We start from the raw sequence: 16,938 nt of genomic DNA, 5'->3' as shown, positions 1-16,938 counted from the left end.
CCGGCGAGGCTACGCGTCACGTCCGCGCAGCACGAGGTAGCCGCCGATCAGCGACACCGCCGTCCACGCGGCCAGCACCAGCAGCCCCGCCCACGGGCCGATCACCGGGTCGGCCTGCTGCCCCACCTTCACGATCGACGAGCCCGCCTGGTCCGGCAGGTAGTGCGCGACCTCCCGCAGGCCCGGCACGACGGTCGCCAACGGCGACAGGACGAACACGAACGACAGCACGACCGTGAGCGCCAACGCGGTGTGCCGCAACAGGGTTCCGACGCCGAGGGCGAACAGGCACAGCAGCGTCAGGTACAGCGGGGTGCCGAGCACGACCCGGATCGCGCCGTCACTGCTCCACGACGGCCCGTACTTGCCCAGCGTCCAGTGCGCCGTCAGGAAGGTCGCGAACACGGTGGCGTAGGAGAGGACCAGTGCGACCGACGCGCACACGGCAATCTTGGCCGCGTAGAAGCGCCCACGGCTCGGGACCGCGGTCAGCGACGTGCGGATCATGCCGCCGCCGTACTCGCCGCAGATCACCAGCACGCCGAACGCCGCCAGCGCGAGCTGCGCGTACAGCACGCTGACCATCGCGTCGGTCACCGGCTCGAAGTCCTCGCGCACCAGCGGCAGCCCGCGCTCGAAGGCGATCCGGACCGACGTCAGGCTCACCACGCCGAGGCCGACGGCGATCACGAACACCAGCGCGAGCGTGATCACCGTGGACCGCAGGGTCCGGATCTTCGTCCACTCCGCCCTAAGCACCGGTGCCTCCCGTGAGCCGGAAGAACGCGTCCTCCAACGAGTCGGCGCGGTCGACGAACTCTGCCGTGCCGGTGTCGGCGAGCAGCCTGCCGCGGCCGATGACGACCAGGTGGTCGGCAGTGACGGCCATCTCGCTCATCAGGTGGCTGGAGACGAACACCGTCCGTCCCTCCCCGGCCAGGTCTCGCAGCAGCGTCCGGATCCAGCGGACGCCCTCCGGGTCGAGGCCGTTGACCGGCTCGTCCAGCAGCAGCACCTCCGGGTCGCCGAGCAGGGCCGCGGCGAGGCCCAGGCGTTGGCCCATGCCCAGCGAGAACGTCCGGGTGCGCCGGTCGGCGACGTCGGCGAGCCCCACCAGGTCCAGCACCTCCCCCACCCGGCGCAGCGGGATCCGGGCCGCGTGGGCCAGCCACGTGAGGTGGTTGCGGGCGGTGCGGCCGTCCTGGCGGGCTCCGGCGTCCAGCAGGGCGCCGACGTGCCGCGCGGGTTCCGGCAGGTCGCGGTAGGGCTTGCCGCCGATGAGGGCGTCGCCGCGGGTGGGACGGTCCAGGCCGAGGAGCAGCCGCAGGGTCGTCGACTTGCCCGCGCCGTTGGGGCCGAGGAACCCGGTCACCCGGCCCGGTCGCACGGTGAACGTCAGGCCGTCCACGGCGGTGGTCCGCCCGTAGCGCTTGGTCAGTTGTCGCAACTCGATCACCGGACGAGCCTCCCGTGGCGGCGGAGCCCGCACATCGGTCCCGCGGTCGACCGGGAAGGCGTTGGCGGGGCCGGAAATCCGCCTCCGGGACGTCATTCCCCAGGGGGAGGTGGCACGGGCGCGCGCCCAGTACCGTGACGCGGTGGCCGACTTCCGACACCTGCGCCCCGGCGAGTTGGTGGCGGTCGACTGCGCGGCCGCCGTCGCGTTGACGGGGCTGTACGCGGTGCTCGCCTGCCCGCTGTGGCTCGCCGCGGCGCTGGCGCTCCCGGTCGCCGCGCGCAGGCTGTGGCCGGTGCCGGTGTTCGGGGTCGTCGCGGCGGTGTCGGTGGCCGCGGAACTGGCGGGGCTGGTGCGGGAACCCTTCCTGGCGGCGGCTTTCGCGCTGTACTGGGTCGCCGTGACGCGGCCGGGGCCGTGGCGCGTGCCGACCGCGCGGATCGGCGCGGCGGGTGTCGTCGTGCTGCTCGGGAGCCTGGTCGTGGGGTCGCCGGTGCCCGGCGGGGTGTACCCGTTCCTCGGGCTGGCGCTGCTGGCGATGGCGTGGACGGCGGGGCGGGCGGTCCACGAGCGGCGGGCGTACGCGGCGCGGGCGGCGCACCGGCTGGCGACCCGCGCGGTGGCCGAGGAACGGCTGCGGATCGCCCGCGAACTGCACGACGTGGTGGCGCACAGCATCGGCGTGATCGCGGTGAAGGCCGGCGTGGCCAACCATGTGCTGGCGGTCCGGCCGCAGGAGGCGGGCGAGGCGCTGCGGGTGATCGAGACCGCGAGCCGGTCGGCGCTGGCCGAGATGCGGCACCTGCTCGGCGCGCTGCGGTCCGGCCCGGTCGACGAGCCCGACCTGAAACCCGCGTCCGGGTTGGCGGCCCTGCCCGAACTGGTGGCGCGCGCGGAAGCGGCGGGGGTCTCGGTGGACGCGCGGATCCACGACGTCGACGGGCTGCCCGAGGGGATCGACCGGTCGGCGTACCGGATCGCGCAGGAGGCGCTGACGAACGTGATCAAGCACGCCGCGCCCGCCCGGTGCGCGCTCGTGGTCGAGGTGGACGGCGGTGAGCTGCGGATCGACGTGACCGACGACGGGCGGACGACCGCGCCGTCGCCCGAGGGGCACGGGCTGATCGGGATGCGGGAACGGGTCGCGCTCTACGGCGGCACGTTCAGCGCTGGTCCACTGCCGGGCGGCGGCTTCGCCGTGCGGGCGCGAATCCCTTGCGGGGCACCGTGATCCGGGTGCTGATCGCGGACGACCAGGCGTTGCTGCGGGGCAGTTTCCGGGTGCTGGTGGAGACCGAGCCGGGGCTGACCGTCGTCGGGGAGGCGGAGAACGGCGCGCACGCGGTGGAACTGGCCCGCGAGCACCGGCCGGACGTGGTGCTGATGGACGTGCGGATGCCGGTCCTGGACGGCATCGAGGCGACCCGGATCATCCGCGCCACCACCGGGTCACGGGTGCTGGTGCTGACGATGTTCGACGTGGACACGTCGGTGTTCGCCGCGCTGCGGGCGGGCGCGAGCGGCTTCCTGCTCAAGGACGTCCCGCCCGCCGACCTGCTGCGGGCGATCCGGGTCGTGGCCGACGGCGACGCCCTGCTCGCGCCGACCGTGACCCGGCGGCTGATCGCGGAGTTCTGCCGCAGCCCGGAGAACCCGCCGCCCGCGCCGGAACTGGCCGGGGTGACGGCGCGGGAACGCGAGGTGCTGGTGGAGGTCGCGCGCGGCCTGCCGAACGCGGAGATCGCCCGCAAGCTGCACATCAGCCAGGCCACCGTGAAGACCCACCTCAGCCACCTGTTCGACAAGCTCGACGTCCGCGACCGCGTGCAACTGGTGATCATCGGCTACGAGACCGGCCTCGTCACGCCCGCCCGGCGGGCGTGAGGTCAGGTCAACTCCTTGGCGTACCAGACCTCGGCGTACGGGCCCTCGGAGTAGGCCGGGACCTCGGCGTAGCCGTTCTTGAGGTACAGCGCGCGGGCCTCCACGAGGTCGAGGCGGGTGTCCAGGACGATCCGCTCGGCTCCCAGGTCGCGGGCGGCGGTCTCGACGGCCGCCAGCAGCCCGGCGCCGCCGCCGGTGCCGCGGCGGTCGGGGCGGACGTAGACGCGGGTCAGTTCGACGGTCGTGGGGTCGAGGACCTTCAGGCCCCCGCACGCCGCCGCGACGCCGTCGTGGCGGCCGACGAGGAACACGCCGGTCGGGGGTGCGAGGTGGTCGCTGGGCATGGTGGCCAGGCCGTGCTCGATCTCCTCGGACGTCGAGTCGCGGTCCTCGTGGAGGCGGTAGTAGCGGTCGGAGACGTCGACGAGGTACTCCCGGAGGAGGGCGAGGGACTCGGCGGAGTCGACGGGTTCGAGCGCGAACGCCCAGGACTGGTCGGTGGTCATGGCGGTCAGTCTCGCCGGGGGCCCGGTCGTCGCGCGCGCCATTTACCGGCGGTAATTCGTGGATTCCCGCCGAAGTGGAAAACCGCGTCAATCCGGGTAAACAGACTCGATCGGGTGACTTCGCGTGGATGAATTCGCATCGGTAACGCGAGCGACACGACCGGCGACATAGCGCTCAGAACACCGGCGGGATTTCAAGGACGAAAGCCTGCCAGCCACATCGACACGGCGCGGTATCGGATTAGCCGACCGCGCAGTCCCCGCACGGAGGGCCGATGGCCACCTCATCAAGCACGCTCATGGGCGAACTCAAAGCACTGCGCCGTGGCCGCGGAGTGCAAGCGCCGGGGATCGACCGACTGGTCGGCCCGGCATTGCGCGCGGTGTGCGGAATCGGCGAATTCGACGGCGCGGAGGTGGTGAGGGAAAAACTCCGCACCTGGGTCGACTCGATGGTCCGGTCCTTTCCCGAAGACCTCCGGCTCGCCGTCACGACGCCGCTCGCCCTGCACGAGGACGCGCAGCACGCGTTCCTCGCGCACCGGATCCAGTGGCTCGCCGACCTGGCCGACCGCGACTCGCGCACCATCCGCCGCCGCATCGACGACGGCCTGACCAGGCTGGTCGAGGCCGCGTCCAGGCACGCGGCCCGCGACGCCGCCCCGGACGGGTGGCACATCCAGCAGCTCCACGTGCTGCTCAGGCTGGACGGGGCCGCGCCCGCGTGCACCGAGCGGTGGACGATCGCGGCCGAGCGCGACGGCGTCGACGAGATCCCGTGGCCCGTCACCGCGCGGGGCGAGTTCTCCGGCGACCACGACATCCGCGTCGTGCACGGCGTTCTGCTCACCGACGGCGGACTCCGCCTCCCCCGACCGCTGATGGCCGGGGAAACGCAGGAATTCTCACTCGACGTGCGGATTCCCCGAATTCACCAGGTGCGCCCGGTGCACCAGTTCCGCACGTCCCGCCGGTGCGACCGGTTCGACCTCGTCGTGCGATTCCACCCGGACCGTTTGCCGACCGGGGTTTCCACCCTCGGCGAGCAGGGTGAACCGCTGGCCGTGAACTCGGTCGGAGAAGTCGAGATGTCGTTCCGCGACACCATTCCCGGCCGTGATTACGGAATCCGCTGGACGCCTCGGGAAACGGCGGCCCCCAGACCGCCGACGGTATTGGAACCCCGCGGAACCCGGTGCGCGCACGCCGACTGCGCGGACGAACCGGTGGGCGGGCACTCGTCGTGGACCGCCCACCTGGGCCAGACCGGGAGCTGACTCACCGGAGGGCGGCGTCGACCAGCAGTTCGGCGATCTCGCGGGCGTCCCGCACGGGGGCCCCGTCGTCGAGCGAGGTGGCCAGCGCCGTCGCCCCCTCGAACAGGACGGCCAGACGCCTGCCCAGCTCCTCGGGGTCGGCGGCGCCGGCCTCGGCGGCGGTCTCGACCAGCCGCCGGGTGAACGCCCGCTTGTGCTCGGCCACGGCCTCGCCCACCCCCGGCAGGTTCCCGGCCGACTCGACGGCCGCGTTGTGGAACGCGCAGCCGCGGACCAGCCCGGCCGCGGGCTCCACGAAGATCGCCAGCAAGCGTTCGCGAGGGGTGAGGTCGGCGCGGTCGACGCCCTGCTCCGCGGATGAGGTCTGACCCGCCAGGTACTCCGCCACCAGCGCGTTCTTGCTCGGGAAGTGCTGGTAGAAGGTGCGCTTCGAGACGTGCGCGAAGTCGGTCAGGCGCTCCACACCGGTCGCGTGGACGCCCTCCTCGTAGAACAGCGTCGCCGCCGCCCAGAGGATGCGGTCGCGGGCGCCGCGGCCGCCGCGCGGTTGGGCTTCGGGGATGCGGGCCACTCTTCGAGTATACCGATCGTTGTACTTCGCCGTCGACGTGAGCTACCGTCGATGAAGTACAACGATCGTTCTACTTGAGAGGTGAGCCCCGTGCGGCACATGACCTTCGGTCGCAACAACGGACTGCGCGTCCCCGAGTACGCGCTCGGCGCGGGCATGTTCGGCACCCGCTGGGGCACGGGGGCGGACCTCGACGAGTCGCGGCGGATCCTGGACCGCTACGCCGAGGCGGGCGGGACGTTCATCGACACCGCCGACAGCTACCAGTTCGGCCAGTCCGAGGAGGTCCTGGGCGAACTGCTCGAGGACTCCCGGTCCCGGTTCACGGTGGCCACGAAGTTCACCATCGGCACCGAGCCGTCCATCCTCGGCACCGGCAACAGCCGCCGCAGCATGACGACCGCCGTCGAGGCCAGCCTGCGCCGACTCCGCACGGACCACCTCGACCTGCTGTGGACGCACTTCCCGGACACCGTCACGCCGGTCGACGAGATCGTCCGCACCCTCGACGACCTGGTCCGCGCGGGCAAGGTCCTCTACGGCGGCCTGTCGAACTTCCCGGCGTGGCGCACCGCCCGCGCCGCCACGCTCGCCGACCTGCGCGGCCTGTCCCCCATCGCCGCCGTCCAGTACGAGTACAGCCTGGTCGAGCGCACGGCCGACCGCGAGGTCGTGCCGATGGCCGACGCGCTGGGCCTCGGCGGCGCGCAGTGGTCACCGCTCGCGGGCGGGCTGCTGTCCGGCAAGTACCGCGAGAGCGACGCGGGCAGGCTCACCACGTTCGGCAACGTGATCCACACCGAGGACACCGCCCGCAAGACCGCCGTGATCGACACCCTCCTGAAGGTGGCCGACACCCTCGGCGTGCCCCCGGCCCAGGTCGCCGTCGCCTGGCTGCGCAAGCACAACGAGCGGTGGAACACCCCCGCGGTCACGATCATCGGCCCGCGCACCGTCGACCAGCTGGACGGCTACCTGGCCGCCCTGGACCTCGACCTGCCCGACGAGCACTACGCGCTGCTCGACGAGGTGAGCCGCCCCGACCTCGGCCAGCCGCACGAGCAGATCGCCGCGAACCGCGACCGCCACCTCGGCGGCCCCGGCTTCCGCACCCCGGTCATCACCGTGGCGTGAACATGGCGAGGTGGGCGCGTGACCGCGACGATGGTGGGGTCGGTCTCACCGGAGCAGGGAGCGCTTGTCGATGGACAACACGGAGTTCGTCTACACGACCTACATCAACACCACCGCCGAGGAGTTGTGGGAGGCGTTGACGGACCCGGCGTTCACCAGCCGGTACTGGGGTGCGACGTTCGAGTCCGAGTGGACGCCGGGGGCGTCGATGAGCTGGACCGAGGGCGGGCTCAAGACCGTGGACCCGGCGCAGGTGGTGCTGGAAGCCGAGCCGCCGTACCGGTTGGCGTACACGTGGCACACGTTCACGCCGGAGTTCGGCGAGGTGCACGGGATGAACCCCGAGGTGGTCGCGGCGATGGCGGAGGAACCGCGGTCGAAGGTCGCGTTCGACGTGGCGCCGCACGAGAAGATCGTCAAGCTGACCGTGACGCACGACGGGTTCGAGCCCGAGAGCACCGTGCACGCGGGCATCTCCGAGGGCTGGCCGCTGATCCTGTCGAGCCTGAAGTCGCTGCTGGAGACGGGGCAGGCGCTCTGACGTAGACCGAACGGCCCACCGCGCGCCGAAACCCGAGCAGTCGCCCCCGGTAGTTCCTCGGGTGGCCGGGAAACCGCTCGCGCCGACCGTCGACACCGCGTTCGGCCGGAACGGGAGCCTGGTCGTCGACCGGACGCCGTGCTGCTGGCCGAGCACGTGCCGGTCCCCCTCGACCCAACCCGTGCGCTGCTGCGCGCCAACCCCGAGTGGGGGGCCGAGGAGTTCACCGCGGAGTCGGTGCCGGCGTGGCCGGTCGACTGGCCGAACTTCCTCGACGAGTACCCCTCCGTTACCGGTGACCTGGAGTCCTGGCCGCACCGGTCGGCGGTGGTGTTCGGTGACTGATCGAGGTCCGATGCACCCGCTCGGATAACTCGTTGGTCCGGTTGTAGCATGCACGCTTCGCCGTCATCGGAAATCTCGGGAGCCAGCCGCAAGGTGCGATCGCCATGTCCTTCCTGACTGTTTCCGCGCTGCCGCTCGCCGCATTTTCGGTCGAGCCGCAGGTGGCGGACGTGAACGTTCACGCGGGGCGTTGTCCGAAAACACCGTTGTGGGTGTCGATTTCGCGAAACGTGCACGGGAAGAGGGGCCTTCCGGTGGGAAGGACACCGCATTCCGCACGATCGCGGACCGATCACGTCGGCGTGCCCGACGCCACCCGGCTGACCTGCCGCGATCTCCGTACTATTGCGCTGACCAGCGACAACGTGACCGGCGTCCGAACGCCAAATGAGACGCGACCTCTGGAGTCCCGGACCGCCGGGACGTGGGGGTGGACCACTTCCCCGAGCTGATCCGAATAACGTCGATCACTTCACCATTGGCCAGGTGCCATGCGCACAGGTACCTTTTTGCTGGGCACGGGTATGAACACCGAGGTGCACTGTGGGAACACTTTTTCTTTCGCTGCCTATGTACCGCGACGTCGACTCCTCCGGTGCGCCCGCATGACGGCGCCGATACCGTCGACGTCATTGCCCGTGTCCTCGTCCCGCACCCGTTCGGGCCACCGGGTGAAACTGGCCCGCGCGTGGGCGAATTCGCTGGACGGGACCGCTTTCATCCCCCTGGAGAACGCCGCGTTCCGGCTCCGGCTGGAGCACGTCGTGGACCGGCTGGTCGACGCGGTGCTCGCCGAGCGGCTCGCGGAGGACCGCGTGCGGTCGACGGGCCGCGACCTCGTGGCCTGGGGCTGCACCGGCGCGCAGAGCCTCCAGGTGACCATGGAGGTCCTCGGCAGGGGGCTGCTGGAGTTACCCGGTGCGGCCAAGCGCGCCGAGCGGATCGTGCTGGTCCTCGGCTCGTTGGCCGCCGGGTACACCGAGGCGCTGCGGATCTCGACCATGGAGCAGCAGGAGAGCATGAGCCAGGCGCTGCTCAAGGCCCTGCACGAGTCGCGGCGGCAGGCGCGGGCGGTCGAGGCCGAGTTCGAGGACGTGGTCGAGAACTCGGTCAACGGGATCGTGCTGACCGACCGGGACGGAACCTTCTTGCGCGCCAACGACGTGCTGGGCGAGATCCTCGGCCACACGCGGGACGAGATGGACGGCCTGTCGCTGTTCGACCTCGTCCGCCCCGCGGAGGAGCGGCAGCTCCGGGACGCCTACGCCACGCTCGTGACCGGGGCGGCGCACCGCGTGCAGTGCGAGTTGCGGTTGCTGCGCAAGGACGGCGACAGCGCGTGGGCCACGGTGACGGTGACCGCGCCGGGCGGCGCGGGGCCGACCGGCCGGTTCGTCGTCGTGGTGGAGGACCGCACCGAGCTGAACCTGCTGCACGGCCAGCTCAACCACCAGGCGCTGCACGACATGCTGACCCGGCTGCCGAACCGGCAGTACTTCACCACCAGCCTGGAACGGGTGGTGCGGCACGCGTCCCCGTCGACCGGCATCACCCTGTACCACCTGGACCTGGACGCGTTCTCGCTGATCACGCACGGCCTGGGCCGCCGGGTGGGTGATCTGCTGCTGGACAGCGTCGCGCACAGGCTGGAGGGGCTGTTCGAGGGCGAGGACGCGATGGTCGCGCGGTTCGGCGCGGACGAGTTCGCCGTGCTGGTCGAGAACTCCCCCACCACGCCGGACGCGGCGACGACCGTGCGGCGGATCAACGAGGAGCTGTCCGAGCCGGTCTACGTCGGCGGGCACGCCGTCGCGTCGCCCGCGAGCATCGGCGTCGTGGACCGGCCGCCCGCCGGGATGGACGCGGCGTCGCTGCTGGAGGCCGCGGAGATGACGCTGGCCAGGGCGAAGCGCAACGGCCGCGCGCAGTGGGCGCTGTTCGACCCGTTCCAGGACGACCGCGACCGCGAGGTGTTCGGCCTCGCCGTGTCGCTGCCGGGCGCGTGGGAGAACGGCCAGCTCAGCGTGGAGCACCGGCCGCTGGTGCGGCTCGCGGACGGCGAGGTCGTCGGCCTGGACGCGGTGCTGTCGTGGGAGCACCCGTACCGCGGCCTGCTGCCGCACGAGCGGTGCGCGGAACTGGCCGAGGAGACCGGGCTGATCCTGCCGCTGGGCGGCTGGCTGCTCGGGTCCGCCTGCCGCGACGCGGAACGGCGGCGCGCCGACCTGGCCGACTCCCCGCCGCCGCACGTCGGGCTCACGCCGAACCAGGCGTCCGACCCCGACCTGCTCGGCCGGGTGCTGGGCGTCCTGGACGACACCGGGCTGCCCGCCGACCGGCTGTGGCTCGGGATCCCCGCCGCCGCGCTCGCCCAGGACGGCGGCGAGGCGGCGGAGAACCTGCGACTGCTGGCGGGCGCGGGCGTGGCGACGGAGATCCTGGACTTCGGCACCTGCCCCGCCGACCTCGCGCACCTGGAGGACCTCCCCGTGCGGGCGGTCCGGATCGCCCGGCGGCTGGTGCGCAGGCAGGCCCGGCACGCGGGTGAGGACTCCCTGGTCACGGCGGCGCTGCGGGAGGTGCTGGCCGTCGTGCGCCGGACCGGGACGACGGTGATCGTCGACGGCGTCGACACCCCCGAGCAGGCCGAGTGGTGGCGGTGCGTGGGCGCGGACGTGGCTCAGGGGGCGTTCACGGCGGGGTGACCCGCCGCAGCACCACGACCGGCAGGGTCCTGGTCGTGGACCGCTGGTAGTCGGCGTAGCCGGGCGCGACGGACACGACCAGGGCGAACAAGCGGTCGCGGTCGGCTCCCTCAGCGGGTTCGGCGTGCGCGGCGAACACCTCGTCGCCGTGCTCGACCGTCACCCCCGGATGGGCGAGGACGTTGTGGTACCAGGCCGGATGCCGGGGCGCGCCCCCCGCGGAACCGACGACCAGCAGGCGCTCGCCGTCGTGGACGACGCCGAGCGGAACGGTGTGGGGCCTACCGGACCTGGCTCCGGTGGTGGTGAGCAGGACCAGGTCGGCGGCCTCGAACGGACCACCCACCCGACCGCCGTTGGCGCGGAACTCTTCGATGACCTGACGGGTGAAGTCTGCGTAGCTCAAGGGATCGGACTCCCGAGACGGTGCCTCCATGAGTCGGCGTTCGCTTCACCGACGTCACGCGACATCGCCATTCGACCCGTTCTCGTCCTCCCGTGTCAACCCGGCGGCGGCGAGCAGCACGAGCCCGCCGAGCGCGGCCACGGCGAGGTTCGCGTACAGCTCGTAGCCCACCAGGAAGTCGAACCGCGGGATGACGAAGCGGTTCACGGAGTTGAGCAGGAAGCCGAAGAACGGCTGGAACGCCAGGTGGTCGATCGTGCCGCTGACACCCAGCGCGAGCAGGACGACACCCACCAGTTCGAGGGCTTTGCGCATGGGTCCGACGTTAGCCGGCCGTCTCCCGGTCCGGGATCGTCCGTCGGGCTGGGTCGGCTCGTACCCAAGTAGCCGAAAAGTCCGACTTAGGTATCGAACGCACGAGAACGGCGAACGCGGTCGGTACGTTCGGGCCCATGGAAGGTTCGGCGCGTCGGCGCACCCCGCGGGACTGGGCCGTGGACATCACGCTGTTCCTGGCGTCGGTGCTTTTCGGCGTCGTGATCGGCGGGGACCGCCTGGTCAACGGGTGGCTGCCCGACCCGGCGTGGCTGTTCCCCGTGGACGTCACGACCTGGGTGATCGCCTCCGTCGGGCTGTGGTGGCGGAGGCGCTGGCCGGTGCAGTTCGCCGCGCTCGTGCTCATCTTCGCGGCGTTCGCCGAGCTGTCCGCGCTGGCGATGCTGATCGCGCTGTTCACCCTCGCCATCCACCGGCCGCCGCGGGTCACGATGACCGTGTTCGCGGTGTTCCTGCCGACGACGGTGCTGTCGGTCGTGATCCGGCCCGAACCCGAGATCCCGTTCCAGCTGCTGCTCGCGTTCGGCATCGCCCTGCAAGGAGCGGCGATCGGGTGGGGGCTGTTCATCCACCACCGGCGGCAGCTCATCGTGACGCTGCGGGACCGGGCGGCGCGGGCCGAGACGGAAGCGCACCTGCGGGCCGAACAGGTGCAGCACGAGGTGCGGGAAGCCATCGCGCGGGAGATCCACGACGTGCTGGGGCACCGGTTGTCGCTGCTGAGCGTGCACGCCGGGGCGCTGGAGTACCGGCCGGACGCGCCCGCCGCGGACATCGCTCGCGCGGCGAAGGTGATCCGGGAGAACTCGCACCAGGCGTTGCAGGACCTGCGCGAGGTGATCGGGGTGTTGCGAGCGCCGGTCGGGGAGCTGCCGCAGCCGACGTTCGCCGATCTGGCGCTGTTGGTGGAGGAGTCGGCTGGGGCGAACATGCCGGTGTCGTTGCGGTCCTCGGTGGTCGGGGAGGTGCCGGACACGACCGGTCGGGCGGTGTACCGGATCGTGCAGGAGAGTTTGACGAACGCTCGGAGGCATGCGCCTGGGTCCGAAGTGGACGTTTCGGTGTCGGGGTCTGGTGAGGCTGGGATCACGGTGGCGGTGGTCAACGGGAGGTCTGTTTTGGCGGCTTCTCCCGGTGCGGAAGGGCGCGGGTTGTTGGGGTTGGCGGAGAGGGTGGCGTTGGCGGGGGGAACGTTGGAACACGGGCCTACCGGGGCGGGTGGGTGGCGGGTCGAGGCGTGGCTACCGTGGCCGACGTGACCGAGATCAAGGTGCTCATCGTCGACGACGATCCGTTGGTGCGGGCCGGGTTGGTGATGATGTTGGGTGGGGCTCCGGACCTGCGGATCGTCGGAGAGGCCGGGGACGGGTCGAAGGTGCTGGCGCTGGTCGATCGGCTGGTGCCGGACGTGGTGTTGATGGACATCCGGATGCCGGTGGTGGACGGGTTGGCGGCCACCGAGGCGTTGCGGGCTCGGGGGCGGGCTCCGGAGGTGATCGTGTTGACGACGTTCGACGCGGATCAGCACGTGTTGCGGGCGTTGCGGGCTGGGGCGGCCGGGTTCCTGCTGAAGGACACGCCGCCTTGGGAGATCGTGGAGGCGGTGCGGCAGGTGGCTCGGGGGTTGCCGGTGTTGTCGCCCGCCGTTACCCGGCGGTTGATGGCTCGGGTCGCGGAGAGTGGGCAGGATCGGCGGCGGGACGTGGCGTTGGGGCGGTTGGGGTTGTTGAACGCTCGGGAGCGGGGAGTAGCCATGGAGGTGGGGAGGGGGCGGTCGAACGCGGAGATCGGGAGTGCGTTGCACATCAGCGTGCCCACGGTGAAGACGCACGTGTCGAGTGTGTTGACGAAGCTGGATTTGAACAACCGGGTGCAGATCGCGTTGTTGGTGCATGACGCTGGGTTGCTGGAGTGAGGCCTCGTGTGAACGGGTGAGGGAAAGGTGCGGGTGAGGCGGGCTGGGGCTCGTGGGGTTCCGGTGTTCGTGCGATGGGTTTCGTGGGGGGCGCGGCGTTCGATGGTGGAACTTGACCGGTTCTGCTGAGGGAGAGCGTTGTGAGGTTTCGGAAGATCGCGGCTGTTGTGGGTGCTGTGGCTGTGATGGGGGTGTCGGTGGTTGGGGCGTCTGCCTCGCCGGTGGCTGTTGCTGCCAAGCCGACTGTGGTGTTGGTGCACGGGGCGTTCGCTGACGGGTCCAGTTGGAACGGGGTCATCGAGCGGTTGCAGCGGGATGGGTACGACGTTGTCGCGCCTGCTGTGCCGTTGCGGGAGTTGGCTTCCGATTCGGCGTACGTGGCTGATGTGGTGCGGAGTGTGGGTGGGCCCGTGGTGTTGGTCGGGCATTCGTACGGGGGTGCGGTGATCAGTCAGGTTGCCGCTCAGGTGCCTGGAGTCAAGGCGTTGGTGTACGCGGCGGCGTTCATCCCGGTGGCCGGGGAGTCGTTGGGGCAGTTGAACGCGCAGTTCCCCGGGTCGTTGTTGGGGCCGGATACGACTCGGACCGTGGGTGGGGATCTGTACGTGAAGAAGGAGAGTTTTCGGGCGGTGTTCGCCGGGGATCGGTCTGCTCGGGACGCTGCGGTGATGGCTGCTGCTCAGCGGCCTGTGGTGGGGGCTGTGTTGGGGGAAGCGGCTGCGGCTACGGCGCCTGCTTCTGTGCCTGACTACGCGATTGTTGCCACGGAGGACAAGGCTATTCCGGCTGATGCTGAGAGGTTCATGGCCAGGCGGGCTGGGGCTTGGACGGTGGAGGTTCGGTCTGCGCATGACCTGCCTGTGTCGCATCCCGAGGTTGTTGCTTCGGTGATCGAGAAGGCTGCTCGGGGGAGGTAGGGGTGAGGGTCTTTGGAGAGGTGGCTTCACCCCGATCGCGCGATTATTTCGATGCTTTTCCGTCTTTGTCAAGGCTGGAAAGACGCCTTGACAAAGACGGAAAAGCACGAAGGGCGCTCAGGATCGGGGTGAGGCCGGGGGTCTGGGCGCCGCCCTGGTTGCGTGCTTTTGTTTGAAGTGCGGTGGGAAAGTGTGAAGGTCTGCGTGGCCGAGTGGTCACGTGGCCGGGTGGGTCAGCTTGGGGTCTAGTGCGGCTCTAGGGCTGGTGGTCATGCTTGTGGTGACGGGTTGGCCAGGCCAGTCATGTGGGTCGTGTGCGAGCCAGGTTGGTCCTGTGGGTTGCTCGTCTTTGCTTGGTGCCCCGCCTGCTCCTGTTAGGGAGTGGGCGGGGTTTCTCGTTGGAGGACCAAGCGAGTCAGTTGTACTCGGGAATTGATTTCCAGTTTGGTGAAGACCGCTCGTAGGTGGGTGCCTACTGTGCTGGGTGAGACCACTAGTTCTTCTGCTGCTGAGCGGTTGGTGTGGCCTGCTGCCACTAGTAGCGCTATGCGGCGTTCTGTGGTGGTGAGGGCGTCCCAGCCTGTTTCCGGGCGTTTTGGTGTTGGGGACCAGCGGCGGCGGCGGGCTCCTGTGGCGTGCAGGATTCGTTGCACTCGTGCTGCCGGGGCTGTGGCTTCCAGGGCTGCGTAGCGGTCTCGGGACTGGTCCAGGAAGGTGATTGCCGTGGGGCGGTCCGAATCCAGGAGTGCTTTGCCGTGTTCCTCCTCTGCGCGGGCCAGGAGGAGTGGGCGTGGGGATGCTTGGAGGAGTTTCAGGGCCTTGGTGTGGTCGCCTGCCGCTAGGGCTGCTGCGCCGTCCAGGCTGGGTACGCCTGGGGTGCGGGTGGCGAGGGTTGCTAGGGCCTTTGCTGCTGTGGGGGCTGGGAAGGCTTGGAGCAGGAAGTCTGCTTTCCACGGGATTTCGGTGTTTTCCACGAGGTCCACAAGGGACTCCGAGGTGTCGATCAAGGCTCGTAGCAACGGGTTGTGGCCGTTGTGGTGTTCTGCTGTGGCCAGGTGGGTTCTTGCTGCTGGGAGGTCGCCCTGGAGCAGTGCTGTGGTGACGAGGATGTGGTGGACCTCGTTGTGCAGTGCGTGGTCCAGGAGGTCGTCCATCAGTCTGACCGCGTCCTTGGCGGCTGTGCGGGCCTCGGTGATGTTGCCCTCGCCCAGGTTCAGGTGGGCGCGGAGCCAGGCCAGGCGGGCTGATTGCCAGGAGTCCGTTGTGGAGGCTTGGTCGAGCCATTCGCGTGCGGTCTGGAAGTCGTCCAGGTGGGAGAGGGCTACTGCTCGGCGTAGGCCGAGGAACATCGGGGAAGGGCAGCCCAGGTCGTGTTCGGCGGACGTCGCTTGGGTGAGGGCTTTGGTGTACAGCTCTACGGCTGTGCGGTGGTCGTCGTTGTGGTCTGCCTGGCGGGCTGCTGCCGCGTAGGTGATGGCTGCCGCTACCGGGTCGTCGGGGATTTCTGTGGTGGGGGTGCCCAAGGCGGCTGCGCGGAAGGCTTGGAGGCGGGTGTGGAGTGGTGGGCTGGTGCGGGGGTCCGGGGTGGTGGTGAGGGTCTCGTGCTGGTTGGTGGCGAAGCGCCACGGGGCCAGGAGGAGGTGGACCGTTGCCTGTTGGTCCGGGGTGAGGGGGCCTGCCAGGAGGTGGTGGGAGAACGTTGCGGCGTCCTGGTGGTGGCGGGCGGTGACGAGGATCGAGATGACGTCCTGGCCCACCTCGCCCCAGAGGGGGTCGTCCTGGTCCAGGAGTGCGAAGGCCTCGCGGATGAGGTGCATCGACGTGATGGCCATGGTGCCGAGGATTTCGTGTGCTGCTCGGCGGAGGACGTCCACCGCTTTGGTGTCGCCGGGGGTGGCGGTGGCGAGGATGTGGGGGGCCGCTTCCGCGTGGCCTCTGCCGGTGGTCAGGAGGTGGTCCACGAAGGTGCGGTGCACTGCCGCGCGGGCCGATGGGGGGATGTCGTCGTAGACGGCCTGGCGGAGGAGGTCGTGGCGGAAGGTGACGGTGGTGCCGTTGTCCGTCAGGAGGCCTGCGCGGATGGCTTCGCGGAGGGGGTCCGTCAGGGTGGTTGGTGGGCGGTCGAGGAGTTCGGCGGCGTCGGTGAGGGTGAACGCGGTGCCCAGGACCGCGCCGGTGCGGAGCAGGGCGCGGCAGTCGTCCGAGGTGGTGGCGGTGCGGCGGCGGATGCCGTCGGACAGGCTGCCCGCTGTCGGGTCGAGGATGCCCGTGAGGAGTTGGACCAGCAGGAACGGGATGCCTGCCGCGCTGTGCAGTCTGCGGGTCAGGTCCTGGTCCGCTCGGTGACCCAGGTGGTCCTTGGCGATCTCGGAGGCCGCCGAGTCGGACAGCGGGGGCAGGGCGATGCACGTGGCGTGGTCGGTGTTGGCGAGGACGTGGTCGACGGGGCCGTTGTCGACCTCCCTGGTCGCCAGGAGCCAGGTGATGGGGCTGGCCGCCAGGCGGGGTACCAGGACGCGGAGTGCGAAGGTGCTGAGCGGGTCTGCCCACTGGGCGTCGTCGAGGACGAGGAGCAGGGGGTCGCGTTCCGCTCGGCGTTCCAGGAGGGCGGCCAGGTGTTCGGCCAGCCAGAGGGGTTGGGCGGTGAGGGGGGCCAGGGCGAGGAAGTCGGTCGAGGTGAGGGCGGGGTCCGGGCCGGAGCGGAGGGCCGGGCCCAGTGACGCGAGTGGGGTGACGTCGTCGCCAGGCCGGGCCGTCGAGGTGCCCACGGCCCGGCCCTGGCGGCGAGCTTGTTCCACGACCTCGCGGACGAAGGCGGTCTTGCCGATGCCGGGCTCGCCCCGGACCACCACGAGGGTGCCCGCGCGCAGTGCGCGGAGTGCCGTGCCCAGTTCGGTCGAGCGGCCGCGCAGCGGGTGGGAGGCGGTCTCGGTGCTCACCCGGCC

16 protein-coding genes and 1 pseudogene are annotated in these 16,938 nt (G+C 70.6%); 10 read left to right on the top strand and 7 right to left on the bottom strand.

Annotated features, from left to right (window positions below):
• Positions 1-9: 9 nt before the first annotated feature.
• Both ACFWW9_RS14300 and ACFWW9_RS14295 read right to left on the bottom strand, forming a co-directional pair.
• Positions 10-759 carry an ABC transporter permease subunit gene (locus ACFWW9_RS14300; RefSeq protein WP_390376328.1) on the bottom strand — a complete coding sequence of 250 codons (750 nt, stop codon included), beginning with the start codon at positions 757-759 and terminating at the stop codon, positions 10-12.
• A 43-nt stretch (positions 760-802) separates the two neighbouring features.
• Positions 803-1,456: pseudogene (locus ACFWW9_RS14295) on the bottom strand (ABC transporter ATP-binding protein); the annotation flags it as partial.
• Between the two features lie 142 nt (positions 1,457-1,598).
• Between ACFWW9_RS14295 and ACFWW9_RS14290 the strand changes: the two are divergent.
• Positions 1,599-2,687: a sensor histidine kinase gene (locus ACFWW9_RS14290; protein ID WP_390376325.1), complete on the top strand. Its 1,089-nt coding sequence runs from the start codon at positions 1,599-1,601 to the stop codon at positions 2,685-2,687.
• Positions 2,684-3,340: a response regulator gene (locus ACFWW9_RS14285; RefSeq protein WP_390376322.1), complete on the top strand. Its 657-nt coding sequence runs from the start codon at positions 2,684-2,686 to the stop codon at positions 3,338-3,340. The genes ACFWW9_RS14290 and ACFWW9_RS14285 overlap by 4 nt, the downstream gene beginning before the upstream one ends.
• Before the next feature lie 2 nt (positions 3,341-3,342).
• Here the strand turns inward: ACFWW9_RS14285 and ACFWW9_RS14280 are convergent, their stop codons facing one another.
• Positions 3,343-3,846 carry a GNAT family N-acetyltransferase gene (locus tag ACFWW9_RS14280; RefSeq protein WP_390376319.1) on the bottom strand — a complete coding sequence of 168 codons (504 nt, stop codon included), beginning with the start codon at positions 3,844-3,846 and terminating at the stop codon, positions 3,343-3,345.
• Positions 3,847-4,121: 275 nt separating this feature from the next.
• Between ACFWW9_RS14280 and ACFWW9_RS14275 the strand changes: the two genes are divergently transcribed.
• Entirely contained in the window at positions 4,122-5,123 is a 1,002-nt protein-coding gene (locus ACFWW9_RS14275) for a hypothetical protein (protein WP_390376317.1), read from the top strand.
• Between the two features lies 1 nt (position 5,124).
• Here ACFWW9_RS14275 and ACFWW9_RS14270 read toward each other — a convergent pair whose 3' ends face one another.
• Positions 5,125-5,694, bottom strand: a complete 570-nt coding sequence (locus ACFWW9_RS14270) for a TetR/AcrR family transcriptional regulator (RefSeq protein ID WP_390376314.1) — start codon at positions 5,692-5,694, stop codon at positions 5,125-5,127.
• Positions 5,695-5,793: 99 nt separating this feature from the next.
• Here ACFWW9_RS14270 and ACFWW9_RS14265 point away from each other — a divergent pair, with 99 nt between their 5' ends.
• The 4 genes from ACFWW9_RS14265 (at position 5,794) to ACFWW9_RS14250 (ending at position 10,419) form a co-directional block, all read left to right on the top strand.
• The gene (locus tag ACFWW9_RS14265) at positions 5,794-6,828 is read left to right on the top strand and encodes an aldo/keto reductase (RefSeq protein ID WP_390376448.1); all 1,035 of its coding nucleotides are present in this window, start codon (positions 5,794-5,796) and stop codon (positions 6,826-6,828) included.
• 70 nt (positions 6,829-6,898) lie between these two features.
• On the top strand, positions 6,899-7,369 hold the full coding sequence (locus ACFWW9_RS14260) for an SRPBCC family protein (protein WP_390376311.1): 471 nt from the start codon (positions 6,899-6,901) through the stop codon (positions 7,367-7,369).
• 138 nt (positions 7,370-7,507) lie between these two features.
• Positions 7,508-7,714: a hypothetical protein gene (locus tag ACFWW9_RS14255; RefSeq protein ID WP_390376308.1), complete on the top strand. Its 207-nt coding sequence runs from the start codon at positions 7,508-7,510 to the stop codon at positions 7,712-7,714.
• A gap of 605 nt (positions 7,715-8,319) precedes the next feature.
• On the top strand, positions 8,320-10,419 hold the full coding sequence (locus tag ACFWW9_RS14250; RefSeq protein ID WP_390376305.1) for a putative bifunctional diguanylate cyclase/phosphodiesterase: 2,100 nt from the start codon (positions 8,320-8,322) through the stop codon (positions 10,417-10,419).
• On the opposite strand, the gene ACFWW9_RS14245 is transcribed toward ACFWW9_RS14250, so the two are convergent.
• Positions 10,406-10,825 (bottom strand): nitroreductase family deazaflavin-dependent oxidoreductase, encoded by a 420-nt coding sequence (locus ACFWW9_RS14245; RefSeq protein ID WP_390376302.1) that lies wholly within the window; start codon positions 10,823-10,825, stop codon positions 10,406-10,408. The genes ACFWW9_RS14250 and ACFWW9_RS14245 overlap by 14 nt on opposite strands.
• A 54-nt stretch (positions 10,826-10,879) precedes the next feature.
• Positions 10,880-11,140 carry a hypothetical protein gene (locus ACFWW9_RS14240; RefSeq protein WP_390376299.1) on the bottom strand — a complete coding sequence of 87 codons (261 nt, stop codon included), beginning with the start codon at positions 11,138-11,140 and terminating at the stop codon, positions 10,880-10,882.
• A gap of 137 nt (positions 11,141-11,277) precedes the next feature.
• Here ACFWW9_RS14240 and ACFWW9_RS14235 point away from each other — a divergent pair, with 137 nt between their 5' ends.
• The 3 genes from ACFWW9_RS14235 (at position 11,278) to ACFWW9_RS14225 (ending at position 13,993) form a co-directional block, all read left to right on the top strand.
• Complete coding sequence (locus ACFWW9_RS14235; protein WP_390376296.1) at positions 11,278-12,420, top strand: sensor histidine kinase; 1,143 nt, start codon at positions 11,278-11,280, stop codon at positions 12,418-12,420.
• On the top strand, positions 12,408-13,076 hold the full coding sequence (locus ACFWW9_RS14230; RefSeq protein WP_390376293.1) for a response regulator: 669 nt from the start codon (positions 12,408-12,410) through the stop codon (positions 13,074-13,076). The genes ACFWW9_RS14235 and ACFWW9_RS14230 overlap by 13 nt, the downstream gene beginning before the upstream one ends.
• 140 nt (positions 13,077-13,216) lie before the next feature.
• The gene (locus ACFWW9_RS14225; protein ID WP_390376290.1) at positions 13,217-13,993 is read left to right on the top strand and encodes an alpha/beta fold hydrolase; all 777 of its coding nucleotides are present in this window, start codon (positions 13,217-13,219) and stop codon (positions 13,991-13,993) included.
• A 374-nt stretch (positions 13,994-14,367) separates the two neighbouring features.
• Here ACFWW9_RS14225 and ACFWW9_RS14220 read toward each other — a convergent pair whose 3' ends face one another.
• Positions 14,368-16,932 (bottom strand): helix-turn-helix transcriptional regulator, encoded by a 2,565-nt coding sequence (locus tag ACFWW9_RS14220; protein WP_390376289.1) that lies wholly within the window; start codon positions 16,930-16,932, stop codon positions 14,368-14,370.
• Positions 16,933-16,938 lie beyond the last annotated feature (6 nt).

The sequence above is a fragment of the Umezawaea sp. NPDC059074 genome (assembly GCF_042738955.1).
Lineage (GTDB): Bacteria > Actinomycetota > Actinomycetes > Mycobacteriales > Pseudonocardiaceae > Umezawaea.
This window is presented reverse-complemented; position numbering and strand designations above follow the sequence as displayed.